Below are 15,693 nucleotides of genomic sequence, written 5' to 3' on the forward strand. Positions count from 1 at the left end.
TGGTGCTTCAGGAAAATACGCTAACCCGATCGTTTCAATCTCTGATTAGAACAACGGGTCTTGCTAAAAGGTTCTCTGTTGGTCAGTCATTCTTCCCTTTCATTTTCCTTCAGTTCGAGGCAGGCAAATGCTTTTTCGAGCGACTCTTTATTTTCCGACAACAGGAAAAGTTTATCCTTACCTTCCAGGGTTGTTGAACCGGTTGGCGTGATGTAGCTGTCGCCTCTTTTTATAAAAGAGATCAGAGTGGTTTTGGGCAGCGCCAGTTGAACAATCTGCTTTCCAACAACGGCGCAATCTTCGGGAATGATGATTTCGGTCAGGGCCGATTTGATACTGTCGAATAATTCGAGATCAGACTGGGTTCGTTGTTTTAAACTTCCGGGTAAGGTTAAACCTAACCATTTGGCAACAACCGGCAAGGTGGTTCCTTGAATTAATACTGAGGTTAATGAGATGAAAAACACGATATTAAAGATCATGTGGGCTTTGTGGACCCCGGCCAGAAGGGGATAGGTTGCAAAAACAATCGGGACAGCGCCACGCAGTCCAACCCACGAAATAAACCATTTGCTGCGACTTTTCACCTGGTAGGGGATCAGGCTTAAAAATATACCGACGGGTCGGGCCACTAAAATCAGGAAGGCCGAAATCATCAGGCCGATGCCAATGACAGGAACAATCTGGCTTGGAAATACGAGCAAACCTAAGGTCAGGAACAAGACAATCTGCATTAACCAGGCAAAGCTGTCGAACGACTTTAGAATTTTCTTTTTATGGATCAGGTCCTGGTTCCCCAGGTACACAGCACAAACGTACACCGCTAAAAACCCGTTACCTCCGACAAAATCGGTTGCCGAGAAACTGAAAAACATGATGGCAATCACCAGCACGATGTACAAACCTTCGTAATCGAGCTTTATTTTGTTTATGACCAATTTGCTGATCTTGCCAAAAATTAAGCCCAGCAATCCTCCCAATAACAGCTGTCTGAGAAACATGGGGATGATGCTGATCAGGCCGGCGTCCGGGTTCATGATGAGCCCGGTAAAAACAATGGTCAGGATGTAAGCCATTGGGTCGTTGCTGCCACTTTCCAATTCGAGTGTTGGCCGCAGGTTTCCCTTTAGCGCGAGATTCTTCGCCCGCAAAATCGAGAATACCGCTGCCGAGTCGGTTGACGAAACAATCGATCCAAGTAATAATCCCTCATAAATCGTAAAATCAGTAACCGCCCAAACAAAAAGCCCTACCGACACCGCGGTGATAAATACGCCCAGTGTCGACAAGGTAATCCCTTGCCATAGAACCGGTTTTACAGACTGCCAGTCGGTATCCAGTCCTCCGGAGAAGAGAATGAAATTTAAGGCGATGATTCCGATAAATTGCGCTGTTTTAGGGTTATCAAATTGAATTCCGCCTATACCATCCGAACCGGCAAGCATACCAATCGAAATAAACAAGATTAGCACAGGCACTCCAAACCGGTACGAGGTTTTCCCGGCAAGCAGTGAAATAAACAGCAGGATGGAGCCGATCAGTAAGATGTTTTCAGTGGTTAATATCATGATGTATTTTTGCTTGATTCATGCTTAAAGATAGAAAAACAGACCAAAAATTCTGACCTCTGACTCGATAACATTCTCTGCCAATGTTTGGTTTCCGAAATTTTCTTTCGGCAGTCTGTAACGTTGGTACTTTTCAGGCGTCTTAACGGATGTAAAGCGGTTGACAAGGTAGCAGGTTATCCAAGTTACCAGTTCAAAAATGGCATTTACATTAAAAATTCAACGGTTCATCGAATTAATTCTGTAAATGAATCTTTGAATAATCAACTTTGAAGTGCGGATAAACAGAATCAGAAAACAGAAAACTACAAACCATGATTAAATTAAACAACATCCACAAATCGTACGAGATGGGAAACAGCAAGTTGCACGTGCTTAAAGGGATTGACCTGGAAATTGAGCAGGGCGAATTTGTTTCCATTATGGGATCTTCAGGCTCGGGGAAATCAACTTTACTGAACATTTTGGGGATGCTCGACAATTACGATGACGGCAGTTACCACCTGTCCGGCCGGTTAATCTCGAACATGAGCGAGAAAAAAGCGGCTCAGCTACGCAACGAAATGGTTGGTTTTGTATTCCAGTCGTTCAACCTGATATCATTTAAAAATGCGATGGAGAATGTGGCTCTTCCGTTATACTATCAGCGGGTGAGCCGCAAAAAACGCAACGTGATGGCCATGGAATACCTCGATAAGCTGGGTTTGAAACCCTGGGCCGAACACATGCCTAGCGAGATGTCGGGCGGGCAGAAACAGCGGGTAGCCATTGCCCGGGCGCTGATCTCGAACCCCAAAATTATATTGGCCGATGAACCTACCGGCGCCCTTGATACGGCCACTTCGTACGAAGTGATGGATATTCTCAAGGAAATCAATGAGTCCGGGATCACCGTCATTATTGTAACCCACGAGCATGATATTGCTGCCATGACCCAAAAGATTATCCGGCTCAAAGACGGGCGGATTGACGAAGTAATCCGGAACGGTGAACTGAGCGAGTTCCGCTACAGGTATTCAAAAGAATTACAACCAGCCTAAGCTCTTTACCATGTTTGATATTGATAAATGGCAGGAAATCCTGGCCACTATTAAAAAGAATAAAATGCGCACCTTCCTGACTGGTTTTTCGGTGGCCTGGGGGATCTTTATGCTGATGATCCTGCTGGGTTCGGGAAACGGACTGAGTAACGGGGTTGCTGCGAACTTTATGAACGACGCGGTTAATGCCATGTGGATCTGGACCGGCGAAACCACCATTCCGCACCAGGGCTTAAAATCGGGAAGGGCCATCCGGTTTCACAACGACGACTACGATGTCATCCGGAATATCCCGGGTGTAGAAACCGCCTCCGGACGTTTCTATATGGGAAATACCCGGTATTCGTACGGGAAGGAATCCGGCGAGTACACCACGGTGACCTGTCACCCGGAACTGAATGATGTGGAGAACATGATTATGACCGAAGGCCGCTTCATCAATACGGTTGATATTCAGCAAAACCGGAAAGTGGTGGTTATCGGGAAGGATATTAAAGATGCCCTTTTTAAAGACATACCGGCATTGGGCGAGTATGTCAATATCAACAAGGTGCCCTTTAAGGTTGTCGGGGTTTGTATCGAACCGGGGTCGACACGCAACCGGAATGCATACATGCCGGTGTCGACCGCGCAAAAAGTATTTAACGGCTCCAACCGGCTCCATAATTTCGCCATCACCATTAACGGGCAAACACTGGACGAAAGCCGTCAGATTGAGGAAAATATCCGTCAGACCTTTGCCCGCAAACTGCATTTTGATGAAAAGGACGAAAGCGCCCTGGGCCTGTACAACAAACTGGAGAATTACATCCAGACCATGCGTATTTTTCAGGCGATAAAGATCTTCATCTGGATTATCGGTATCGGGACTTTAATTGCCGGGATTGTCGGGGTCAGTAATATCATGCTGATCGTGGTAAAGGAACGCACCAAAGAAATTGGTATCCGCAAAGCCATTGGCGCCAGTCCGGCGTCGGTTATCGGGCTCATTTTACTTGAATCGATCCTGATTACTACGCTGGCCGGGTACATTGGTCTGGTATTGGGTACCGGCTTGATGGAAGGCATTAATTATATGATGGTACAATCGGCCGGCGATGCAGGCCCGCAGGGTGAAACGGTATTTATGAACCCAACAGTCGATTTTGGGGTGGCCGTGGCCGCAACGGCTTTGCTGGTGATCGCGGGCGCCATCGCCGGATACATCCCGGCCAAACGTGCGGCCAGCATTAAACCCATTGTTGCCCTGCGCGACGAGTAGCCCCTTCTGATCCTCCCCGGGGAGGATTTTAAAATAACCGTTTTGTTAAACCTTTTGCTCTGAAAAATGAATACGATAAATAACGCCGAACGAATTAATCAACCCTCCGTTGGAGGGGCAGGAGGGAAGCTTTATGTTTGACCTGGATCTCTGGAAAGAAGTAACAAGCGCGCTGAAGCAAAACCGCCTGCGCAGCTTTATGACTGCCTTTGGGGTGTTTTGGGGAATTTTTATGCTGATCATCATGTCGGGGGCAGGCCGTGCGCTTGAAAACGGGGTGATGGAAGGGGTGAAAGCATTTGCCACCAATTCGGCCTTTTTCTGGACCGAGCGAACCAGCGTCCCCTACGAGGGATTTCAGCGCGGACGCCGCTGGAATTACGATAATCAGGACATTGAATACATCCGCCAAAACGTGCGCGAAGTGGAATACCTGTCGCCGCGCTTGTTTGGCTGGCAACAAGGCGGCGATAATACCGTACGCGGCGAACGTACCGGGGCCTTCAATATTTACGGCGATTACCCCGACTATTTTAAAATTGATGGCTGGACGCCGGTGAAAGGCCGCCTGATGAACGAGATCGATGTGCTTCAGAAACGCAAAGTCTGCGTGATTGGCGAGCGCGTGGTCGAAGTCCTGTTCAGCAAAGATGAAGACCCGATCGGTCAGTATCTGAAAATCAGCGGCGTATACTTCCAGGTGGTCGGGGTCATTCATCCCGAAACACGCATCAATATTGGCGGAGGACGAAAAGAAGAAACCATTATCATTCCCTTTACCACCATGCAAACCGCGTATAACTACGGTAATGTGATCCACTTCTTTTCGGTGACTGCCCAAAAAGGGTACAGTGTCAGCAATTTGCAGGAAAAACTTCAGCGGATACTGAAAGAACGGCACAAAATTGCCCCCGACGATTTGCAGGCGATCGGTTCATTCAACATCGAAGCCGAATTTAAAAAGTTTAGCGCCCTGTTTTTGGGCATCCAGGGACTCACCTGGATCGTTGGCATCGGGACCCTCCTGGCCGGGGTGATCGGGGTGAGCAATATTATGCTCGTCATCATTAAAGAACGCACCCAGGAAATTGGCATCCAACGGGCGATTGGCGCCACGCCGGCAAAAATCATCACCCACATTGTGGCCGAGAGTGTTTTTCTCACGGTAATGGCCGGGTATGTCGGCCTGTCGCTTGGGGTCGGTATCCTCGAAATTTTAAACCGGATTCTGATGGCCGCCGGCGATGAAGTTTTTTTCCGTAACCCGGAAGTGAATCTGACCATGGCGCTTGCCGCTTTGGCCGTGCTGGTGGTGTCGGGTATTTTTGCCGGACTGATTCCGGCTCAGCGCGCAATCAATATTAAACCCATTGATGCCCTGAGGGACGAGTAGAGGGATTGATGAATGATGATTGATAATTGATGATTGAATAGCAGGATTTTAGTCGTGGAATAATTAAACCGGGTGCTCAGGGACTTACGTACTTAGGAGCTTAGGTGTTATAGAAGAAACAGAAACAATAAAACCAGAACAAGATGAAAAAGATTTTTAGAATTTTAGGAATTGTCATTATCGTGGCGGTATTTGGAGGAACGATTTTTTTCCTGTATACCAAATCAAAAAAACAGCCCGATGTGTTTGAAACAAAAACGCCAATCGTTTCGAACGTGATTAAAAAAACAGTGGCTACCGGTTCGGTGGTGCCGCGCCGCGAAATTGAAATCAAACCCCAGGTGTCGGGGATTATTGATGAACTGTACATCGAAGCCGGCGATTTTGTGGCGAAAGACCAGGTGATTGCCCGGATTAAAATTATCCCCGATATGGTCAACCTGAATACGGCCGAATCGCGGCTGAACCGGGCAAAAATCAACTTCGAGGATGCGAAGATCGATTTCGAACGTCAGCAAAAACTGTTTGATACGGAGGTGATCTCATACGAAGAGTATAAAAAATCGAAAGTTGGTTACGACTCGGCCAAAGAAGAACTGGCGGCGGCCGAAAACAACCTCGAACTCATTAAAAACGGGGTAACCAAAAAAGCCGAAACAGCCACCAATACCCTGGTTCGTTCAACCATCAACGGCATGGTGCTCGATGTACCGATCAAGGTCGGGAATTCCGTCATTCAGTCGAACACCTTTAACGACGGGACCACCATTGCTACCGTGGCCGATATGAAAGATATGATTTTTGAAGGAAAGGTGGACGAAACCGAAGTGGGTAAAATTAAAATCGGGATGCCGATCGAACTGGAAATCGGCGCCATTGAAAAAGATAAGTTTGAAGCCATCCTGGAATATATCTCTCCCAAAGGAAAAGAAGAAAACGGGGCCATCCAGTTCGAAATTAAAGCCGATGTTTCGTTGAAAGATAATCAGTTTATCCGCGCCGGGTACAGCGCTAATGCCAACATCGTACTGGAGCGCAAAGACAGCGTGATGGTGATTCCCGAAGGGATGCTGCGGTTTGAAAATGACTCGGCTTTCGTTGAGATACTGACGAATGAACTTGAAAATACGTACGAAAAGCGGAAGATTACCACCGGGCTTTCGGATGGCATTAACATCGAAGTGATCGATGGATTAAGCAAAGATGATAAAGTAAAAGGGGAGAAAATCGATCCGAAGAAACTGAAGGAAAATAAAAATAAACAAGGCTAAGCGAAATTGATTCATACTGATTGATTAATTTTAGCTCAGCATAAAATAAAATAAACAGATGAAACTAAGATCAGTTACGATAATTGTTTCCGTATTGTTGGCCATCGGCCATGTTCAGGCGCAAAGCTGGAACTTGCAAAAGTGTATCGACTATGCGCTGGAAAATAATATCCAGATCAAGCAACAACAGCTGAACACCGATTATTATCGCAACGAACTGAAACAGTCAAGAAACAACCGTCTGCCCAGTATTAACGGCAGCCTGTCGAATAGTTTTAGTTTTGGCCGTTCGCAGCAAGCTGATGGTACCTACGACAATTTTAATTCGAACACCACTTCGGCCGGTTTAAACGGCAGCCTGCCCATTTGGAACGGGTTTATCCTGAATCATTCCATTGCGCAGGCTGAGTTTAGCCTGAAAGCCACCCTCGAAGACCTGCAAAAGGCTAAAGACGATATGATGCTGAACATCGCAGCTTATTATCTTGAAATTTTGCTGGCTGACGAATTGATCCAGGTAGCCAAAGATCAAATGGCGGTGACTACACTTCAGATTGACCGCACCCGAAAGCTGGTGCAAGCCGGAAGTTTGGCTAAGGGCAGTTTGCTCGAAATTGAAGCCCAACATGCCCAGGAAGAACTAAACCTGGTAAACGCCGAGAACCGCCAGCAATTGGCCTATCTCAATCTGTTTCAGTTACTGGAGCTGCCTTCTACCCAAACGTTTACTATTGAGAAGCCTATTCTTCCCGTGGTTACGGCAAACCGTACGATGCTCAATTCGATGGAGATCTTTCGTCATGCGGTTCAAATCAGGCCTGCCGTGAAAAGCGCCGTTTTTGAGCTTGAAGCATCGCAAAAGCAGCTGTCTATCGCCCGTGGATCACTTTATCCCAGTATTAGTTTAGGAGCCAGCTATTCAAACTGGTACAATAATAAATATCCGTCCGGATTCAATGATCAGAAAAAGAACAACGAAAGCTACGGGTTTGGCTTAAACATGAGCATACCGATATTTAACAAGCTTCAGGTTCGCAACCAGATTAATAATGCCGAATTGCAGATGATGAGCAAGGAGCTGGAAGTACAAAACGTTAAAAACCTGTTGCGAAAAGATATTGAGCAGGCTTATACCAACGCCCTGGCGGCTCTGAAAAAATACATGGCCGGCAACAAAGCCGTGGAATCCATGCAGGAGGCCTTTCGTTATACCGAAGAAAAGTTTAGCGTGGGTATGGTGAATTCGGTGGAGTATAACCAGGCGAAAAATAACCTGACCTCGGCGCAAAGCGACCTGGCCCAGGCTAAATACGACTATATTTTCCGCACCAAAATCCTCGATTTTTATTACGGATTACCAATCGAATTATAAACCCGGGTAAAACAAAATTTAACGTAAATAAGGCCACATAAACGTTTCAATTTGTAGTAAACCGACTCCGTAGCGATTGTTGTGCGGAAGAGTGCGCAGCCCGGTTTTTATATGCAGGCATAAACAAGGCTCAAAAAACAGTTGACAACATAATAGAGTCTGTAAAAATAAGTTTGTTAATCGGGTTTTATATCCATCTCTAAAAATTAGGGCTTTTCCTTGTTAAGCCATCTTCCTTTCAACAAGGCGAGGACGCTGAAAATCGTAAGAGTAAGCCGTATCAAAACCGTATAACATGAAAAAATTATTGGTGATTGCCGTGATTCTTTGTTCATGCCTGTTGGCAGGCGCTCAAAACTTTGGATTAAAGTTTGGCGCTAACTTATCGAATGCCGATTTTAAGGCCGGGGGAATGACCATTTCTCCGGACGACCGGTTTGGTATTCATTTTGGTGTAGTTAGCGAATTCCCGTTGAACGAAGCTTTATTTATTAGCCCGGGACTGGTTTTCTCGCAAAAAGGCTATAAAGTGGAGTTCGAAGGAGATAAGTATCAAGACCGATTGAACTATCTGGATGTACCGGTGAATTTTCTTTATAAGGTAGATTTAACCGGACCGAAACTGGTCCTTCATGCCGGTCCGAATTTTGGTTTCGGCCTGAGTGGAAAATCAGAAGTAGGTAGCATAGAAGAAGATATTGAATTCGGAGGTGGCGAGGACGAGTTTAAACGGATTGATTTCGGGCTGAATTTTGGTGTTGGCGCAGAAATCATGCCGGTTCAACTGACACTCAATTACACCCTTGGACTAAACGACATTTCGAATATTGACGGAATGACAGTGAAGAATAGGCTGTTGTCCTTGTCGTTGGTTTATTTATTTGGAAAGTAAGGTGTAACCACGCCTTGAATATACGAGGCTGTCCGGAAAGCGAATGTTTCTCGCTTTCCGGACAGCCTGTTTTTTTAGCGGGTGTGTCGGTTCTTAAACGACGAAGCTCCATCGGAAAACCAGTTTGCAGGGGAAATTGGATCTTATACAAATTGGCCTTAGCCGGATTAAAAGAGAACGTTCGAAATTTGTAAAGAGAAGTCACAAAACTTATAAAGAGAAGTTCGCAAACTTATACTGAGAAGTGATCGGCACAAATACGGAGAAGTTCTGAAACATGTCAGGAGAAGTTTGTATCAGGGAGTTCAGCATGCTTCTCGCTTCCAATGCGTTTTCAGAAATCGTTGGTTGCTTAGACGAAACGCTGCATCGCGGTTCGGAAACCGCGACACCCCTGCACCGGCGTTTTTTTGGTGGAGAAACCGCTCTTCAAAAGCGGTACGCAGGCTGCAAAACGTTCAGGCCCTGGTGCGTGGGTTTTTAACCCGCGATTGGTGTCATGTCTGGTTTAAACTGACGGCCAGAGTCAGAACAAGAGATTCACCCTGTCGTGAAAATTAAACTTCTGCCTTCTGCCTGTTTACTGTTGACTTCTGGTGCATGCGCGTTTACAAACCGCGCCAACCGCCGAACCGTTTTTGAAATATACGCAGGAGGGCAAAACAACGCCGGAAATTGTTCCTGCTCAAATCTGTCAAAGTACCGACGATCATTTACAAACGAAAGGCCGTCTCAGTTTTCTGAGACGGCCTTTGTATGATCAACACTAGAAGATAAACAATTTTCTGTTAACTAATAACGGTTTTTAAAGCGATAATTTTTAATTTGCCCACCAAAGTTTGGTGTCTTGTCTGTCACCACCGATAGCGCTTGCTGCTGCAGTAACATTGACGTTATTAATGCTCGCTTCATTCAACAGATACTTGTTTCTTTCGGGAACATCCGTCAAACCACCAATGGGCGAGAAGGTGAACGTTGCCGTAGAATCTCTTTCAACACCATTCTTTTTGTATTTCCAGGTGTACTGATAGGGTGTATTTGGGCGAACAATGGTATTTGGATATCCAGTGCGACGGTATTCGCTCCAAGCTTCCATCGGTTGCATGTACAGCGCAATGTATTTCTGCATCATAACGGTTTCTTCCGTTGCGGCCGGGAGTGTGGCCATGTAAGCGGTAATATCAGCAGTGCTTACACCCCATTTTTCCATGGATGCTCTAACTCCTTTTTCATACCAGCTTTGGTTCCAGTTGTTTAATTCGCTCAGTATAAAACACACTTCCGAATATTCCATGTAGTATTCGGTATAGTCGGGAGCAAGAATGGCTGCACCAGGCATGGATTCGAATGTGAATTTTGTTACAGTTCCGTTTGATTCGGTCAGAGGGATACCAACTTTATAGCCATGTTCATTATCTGCAACAAAAATATCCAAACGGGGATCTTCCACACCGAAAGGTCCTCGTTTTCCTTGTAGCAGTTCAACAAATTGCATTGATGGAGCAAAGTCGTTTCGGGCGCTAACCACGAAAGCACGGTACATCGGAGCACCGTTTACCGCATTGGCCTCGTAGGTTACTCCGGCATTGTCGGCATTCGAGGCCATCACACCTTTTGCAATGGCGTCAGTAATATGAGCCTGTGCTCCGCTATAAACATCTTTGATCCGGTTTGCAATACGCAAACGCAGGGAATTGGCAAACTTTTTCCATTTAGCAGCATCTCCACCGTAAAAGTTATCACCATCGATCATTTTTTCTGACGTTTCGATGCTGGCTTGTGCTTCATTCAGCTCTTTTAAAAGGTCGGCATAAATATCAGCCTGTCTGGCATAGGCAGGCTTATCAATCCCGTCAGTTTTCAGTTTGTTGGCCTGAAATGAAGGATCGTCGTTGGCATAAGAAGAATAAGGCACATCTCCCCACAACTCAACGGCATTCAGGTACACAAAAGCCAACATGATGCGGGCTGCAGCAATTTGATTCACGTTTGGGCCATATTGGGCCATATCGCCTTTGGTTGCTTCATCGGTATTTAAAGCAATGAGGTCATGCAAATCCTGAGCATTTTTGTAAAGATCATCCCACCCTCTCTTGTTTACTGTTTCGCGGTACTGGAACCGGTCTTCTTCAGTATAGTTTACCTGATTCCAGTATTGTACCCATAGCAATGACTGACGTCCTGAGACCCATTCGTCGCGTGTATAATCCATCAACCTTTTTTGTACACGGTTCATGATACCGTAGGTAGGTGCTATTTCAGGTTGATTTGGATCACTGTAATAATCCACATCGCATGAAAATAGGGAGACACCTACAATAAGTAATGCGATATATTTTAATGTCTTCATATCTTTTCTTATTAATGATTAGAAATTAATTTTCAGGTTAAAGCCAAATGAGCGTGCTGCAGGAACAATACCGCCTTCCAGCCCCTGAATGTTTCCTGAACCACCCACAACCGTTTCAGGGTCAATACCTTTATTGTCTAGTCCCCAGGTGGCCAGGTTGCGACCATACAAGGAAAGACGTACGGATTGAACAATGTCGGTAAATTTTGGGAAGGTATACCCTAAGGTAATTTCCCGAAGTTTAACGTATGAGGCATCGAAGATGCTCGTTGCACTCGGTGTGCCGTAACCATGATAATGGTATGCACCCCAATCTTCAGCGGCCAGAGCGGTTGTATTAACAGCACCACTTTCTGTTACTCCCTCCAGTATAATTCCATCTTCGCGAATGGTATTTCCTCCTGAGGTGGGAAGTGCTGTTTCTGCCGCCATACCCGAATACATTGACCACATGTGAGTCAGTGAGTAATATTTCCCTCCTTTGGAGATGTCAATTAAGGCACTGAAATCAAAATTCTTATACTTAAACGCATTGAGTATCCCGGCAGTGTAATCTGGCAAAACGGATCCCACTGAAGTTAGCTCTCCTGAAGTAATATACATCCCTTCCTCATCCACAACCTTGTTTCCTTTGTCGTCATAAACAAAATCGTAAGCGTACACTTCCTGGAAGGTAGCACCCTCAACGGCATTGATATAGGCTCCGCCGAAAGGAGCACTGGCCAGCTGGATTTTATCCAATCCTTCCGGTAAACTCATGACTTTGTTTTTGTTCTTGGCATAGTTCAGGGTAATATTCCAGGAGAAATCTTTCAGTTTCACCGGAGTACCATAGAGCAATACCTCAACCCCTTTATTATTGATCTTACCCGCGTTAATTACACGCGAAGTGTAGCCCCCTGCGCCGCTGACTTCTACCGGAACAATCTGGTTCTCAGTATCCCGGGTGTAATAGCTGAAATCAAATCCAAGGCGGTTTTTATAGAATCCACCCTCTAGACCAAACTCAATCTCGCTGGTTAATTCCGGTTTCAGATTTTGGTTTTTCAAACGTACATCATTGGTGAATTGCGGATTACCATTGAATGGATCGCTGATAGCATAAACGTTGTAAACTTGATAAGCACTTGTTCCGTTACCTGTTTCACCATAGTTGGCGCGGATTTTCAGATTGTCCATCCAACTGATCTCCAACAATTCGGAGGCCAAGAAGCTGGCAGAAACCGATGGATAGCTATAAGTATTTTCTCCTGCAGGCAGTGTTGAGTCATAGTCTTTACGGAAAGTCCCGTCAACGTAAACGATGTCTTTGTAACCAACGCTGACTGAAGCAAACCAACTGTTTACTTTCAATTCACGTTTAAAATCATCAAGCAGCGGAGCGTTGGCAGAGTTGTTCAAATTGTAAAGTCCATCAACAACCAATCCTCCATTGGTTTCACCCTGAAATCGGGAGTAGTCCTCTTTACGAGTATTACCACCAACCATAGCCAGTACGCTAAACTCTTCAAAAGTTTTGTTGAATTCCAGTTTGCCTTCCAGGTTGGTTTCGGTTGCCTGACGGTTGATTTGCAGGTAACTCGACATGGCCTGTGATCCCTTGGCTACGCGTTCCCGTTGATTAAACGTATAAGTATCGTAATAGAAGTTACCGGATGCACTCAGATAATCGGTGATGTTAGCTTTAATTCCTGCTTTCCCGAATACACGTGTGCGATCGTCATCCTGGTAGTTCTTATAAGCAGTCCAGTATGGATTGTCTGAGTACTTTGGTGTTGGATTTGTCAACGAAGTACGGTTCCAGGTACGTTGGGTACCATCCGGGTTGATGTACGTTTTCAGTTTGTCAAAATCCAGCTGCCGTTGGCCCCATTGGAAAAATTTCTGCGATTGCGAATTGTCACCATATCCAAATTGAGGACGACCCTTGGTATCAGTACGTACCACATTTAAATTAGCATCTACTTCAATGATGTCGTTGAACAACGATGATTGTCCGTTGATGTTGAAATTATGCTTTTGCTGCTGAGAATTGGGAACAATGCCGGTCAGGTCGACATTGGTATAGCCCATACGCAAAGCAGAAGTTTCGCTGGTAGTAACTATATTTAATGAGTTCTGGTAGGTAACACCTGTTTCATAAAACGATTTCACATCACTTTTAGGTGAAACCCAAGGCGCCGTTTCCGGAGTTGAAGTAATACCTTGTTCGTAGTCGGCAATTCCCCACCAATGAAGAACTTGTTGTCCTTCATATTTGGGACCCCAGCTTTCGTCAACTGCATAAGCAGGAATCAGGTATTGGTTTCCCCCAATTGTCGTGGTGGTAAAGTTGCCGTAGCCACCGCCATACGATTTTTGTTGCTTGGGTAATATGGATACCTGTTCGAAATTGATACCAGAGTTGATTTCGACATTGAATGATTTTTTACCGGCTTTCCCTGATTTCGTAGTAATCATGATTACCCCGTTTTGACCGCGGCTGCCATATAGAGCGGAAGCTGCGCTTCCTTTCAGTACTTCCACACTGGCAATATCGTACGAGTTCAGGTCATTGGTCATTGAACCGTAGTCGTAGCCCCCACCTCCTCTTTGTGTTTCCGTCGTATTGAAGTTTTCGTTACTTACCGGAACCCCATCGACAACAAACAGAGGTTGGTTATTCTGACTGAAAGAACTTGCACCACGAATCAGTATATTTTTTGATCCTGAAAAGTTTTGACCAGCAATTTGCAGGCCGGCAACTTTTCCTGACAGAGAAGATAACGGATTGATAGCATTTGCCGCAGTAAGGTCTTCACTACTAACTCCCTGAGATGCATATCCGAGCGATTTTTTAGCGCGGCTGATCCCCAAGGCCGTCACAACAACTTCATTAATCCCGACGACATCGGCTGCCAGCGAGGCATTAACCGTGTTGCCGGTAATGGCAACTTCCTGGGTTTGCATGCCCACAAACGAGAATACCAGGGTTCTGGCATCCTGCGGTACTTTGAGAACATACTTACCGTCGAGGTCGGTAATGGTACCCAGCGTGGTACCTTTCACTGATACAGAAACTCCGGGAATGGAACTTCCGTCGTCGGCGGAAGTTACCGTACCTGAAATTTCCCTGGTTTGCGCCAATACAGACTGCAACCCAATTGCAAAAATTGCAAGTAAGAATGCGATTCTTTTCATAGAAATAATTTTAAAAATTAAACAGCATCAATTCTTAAATAATAATAAGGACAGTAAAATCAATAGATAAATCCCCCTTAAAACGATTATTTCCATCATGTATTCCCCCAAACACACGACTTCAAATAAATGCGTTTTTTTGATCACGAAACCTTTAGTTTCGATTTGTAACAAAGACTAAAGCATTGTTAAAAAACCTTAATCAATGCAAATATAAAAATTTAAATGTATCCGTAAATAGGGATGCAAAGAAATCACTTTGTCAGAACATGACATATGTCATTATTTTGCAAGATATTGGTTTTCAGCATACATCGACAAAACTGGATATGTTGTTTTATAACAGCAATTTGTATCGGGCGACTTTCAATATTAAGAAATCATAAAAACACTAAAAGATTTTCTAATTTTTCTATAACATGTGTTTTTTGAGGGGGTCGTGTTGACTTTTGATGTATTATTTTCTCGAGACTATCTGTAAAAAATGAAGGGTCAATGGTTTTTTTATTATTTTTTTGAAAATACACCTGGTCCATTCCAAATTGTTTTGCCCCCAAAATATCGGTTTCCCAGGAGTCTCCAATCATCAGACTTTTGCTTTTTTTTGCGTTGCTGCACATCAGCGCATGTTTAAAAATATGTTTGTCGGGTTTTGGAGCCTGAACTTCTTCTGAAATAAATATGCCTGTAAAGAAAGATGCCAGTCCGCAAGTCTGAATTTTTTGCCTTTGTACCTCTTTAAACCCGTTGGTGATGATGTGCATCTGATAGCGCCGCTTTTTCAGATAAGTCAGGGTTTCGAGCGCCCCGTCGACCAGTTTGGTTTGTTGGCCCATGCGTTGCAGGTACCGTTCGTTCATGACTTCCGGATCGATGCCTGCGATCCCAAAATGATTCAGGCTGTCTTCAAACCTTTTCCTGATCAGTTCGGGCTTTCGGATTTCCTGCTTCCGGTAAGCCTCCCACAAACGGCTGTTCAGCTCTTCGTAAAAATGATAAAAGCGGTCGAAGTCGGGAATCTGTTTGCCAAGCTTTAATTCGTCGATGGTCTCCTGCATGGCCTGCCGGGCATTGACGTCAAAGTCCCAAAGGGTATTGTCGAGGTCGAAAAACAGGTGTTCGTATTTCCGGCCTCCCCAGGATTCCCGAGTATTGTTTGAATGGGTAAACGAGCTTCTGTTTATACGTTGTTTATTCATTTCAGTAGTGTCCGACTAAAATAAGTTAAAAGAAAGTACGCTCTTCCGGTTTTCCTTTAAAGTTGTGAACTGATCAAATGTGGGTAGAAAAAGAATAATCTCTGGTGATCTTTTGTCCCTTCAAAATAAAAGAGGGAATGACAATTTTTCTATTCATCTGTTTTCTC

The 15,693-nt window shown here is 44.9% G+C and carries 10 protein-coding genes; 6 read left to right on the forward strand and 4 right to left on the reverse strand.

Annotated elements, in window-relative coordinates; genetic code table 11:
* Positions 1–86 precede the first annotated feature (86 nt).
* On the reverse strand, positions 87–1,568 hold the full coding sequence (locus tag AC6H3C_RS03045) for a potassium/proton antiporter (RefSeq protein ID WP_497519164.1): 1,482 nt from the start codon (positions 1,566–1,568) through the stop codon (positions 87–89).
* 314 nt (positions 1,569–1,882) lie between these two features.
* Here AC6H3C_RS03045 and AC6H3C_RS03050 point away from each other — a divergent pair, with 314 nt between their 5' ends.
* The 6 genes from AC6H3C_RS03050 to AC6H3C_RS03075 all read left to right on the forward strand — a co-directional run bounded on the left by AC6H3C_RS03050 (position 1,883) and on the right by AC6H3C_RS03075 (position 8,797).
* Positions 1,883–2,608, forward strand: a complete 726-nt coding sequence (locus AC6H3C_RS03050) for an ABC transporter ATP-binding protein (RefSeq protein WP_497519165.1) — start codon at positions 1,883–1,885, stop codon at positions 2,606–2,608.
* 10 nt (positions 2,609–2,618) lie between these two features.
* Entirely contained in the window at positions 2,619–3,869 is a 1,251-nt protein-coding gene (locus AC6H3C_RS03055) for an ABC transporter permease (protein WP_497519167.1), read from the forward strand.
* A gap of 133 nt (positions 3,870–4,002) precedes the next feature.
* Positions 4,003–5,262 (forward strand): ABC transporter permease, encoded by a 1,260-nt coding sequence (locus tag AC6H3C_RS03060; RefSeq protein ID WP_497519168.1) that lies wholly within the window; start codon positions 4,003–4,005, stop codon positions 5,260–5,262.
* Positions 5,263–5,405: 143 nt separating this feature from the next.
* The gene (locus AC6H3C_RS03065; RefSeq protein ID WP_497519169.1) at positions 5,406–6,533 is read left to right on the forward strand and encodes an efflux RND transporter periplasmic adaptor subunit; all 1,128 of its coding nucleotides are present in this window, start codon (positions 5,406–5,408) and stop codon (positions 6,531–6,533) included.
* A 58-nt stretch (positions 6,534–6,591) separates the two neighbouring features.
* Positions 6,592–7,905 carry a TolC family protein gene (locus AC6H3C_RS03070; protein ID WP_497519170.1) on the forward strand — a complete coding sequence of 438 codons (1,314 nt, stop codon included), beginning with the start codon at positions 6,592–6,594 and terminating at the stop codon, positions 7,903–7,905.
* Between the two features lie 295 nt (positions 7,906–8,200).
* Positions 8,201–8,797 carry a porin family protein gene (locus AC6H3C_RS03075; RefSeq protein ID WP_497519172.1) on the forward strand — a complete coding sequence of 199 codons (597 nt, stop codon included), beginning with the start codon at positions 8,201–8,203 and terminating at the stop codon, positions 8,795–8,797.
* A gap of 820 nt (positions 8,798–9,617) precedes the next feature.
* Here the strand turns inward: AC6H3C_RS03075 and AC6H3C_RS03080 are convergent.
* The 3 genes from AC6H3C_RS03080 to AC6H3C_RS03090 all read right to left on the reverse strand — a co-directional run bounded on the left by AC6H3C_RS03080 (position 9,618) and on the right by AC6H3C_RS03090 (position 15,526).
* Complete coding sequence (locus tag AC6H3C_RS03080) at positions 9,618–11,147, reverse strand: SusD/RagB family nutrient-binding outer membrane lipoprotein (protein WP_497519173.1); 1,530 nt, start codon at positions 11,145–11,147, stop codon at positions 9,618–9,620.
* Between the two features lie 18 nt (positions 11,148–11,165).
* A complete protein-coding gene (locus AC6H3C_RS03085; protein ID WP_497519174.1) occupies positions 11,166–14,327 on the reverse strand; it encodes a SusC/RagA family TonB-linked outer membrane protein in 3,162 nt (1,053 codons plus the stop codon).
* Between the two features lie 380 nt (positions 14,328–14,707).
* Positions 14,708–15,526: a YjjG family noncanonical pyrimidine nucleotidase gene (locus tag AC6H3C_RS03090; RefSeq protein ID WP_497519175.1), complete on the reverse strand. Its 819-nt coding sequence runs from the start codon at positions 15,524–15,526 to the stop codon at positions 14,708–14,710.
* Between the last annotated feature and the right edge of the window lie 167 nt (positions 15,527–15,693).

It is taken from the genome of Gaoshiqia sp. US2, from assembly GCF_059705485.1.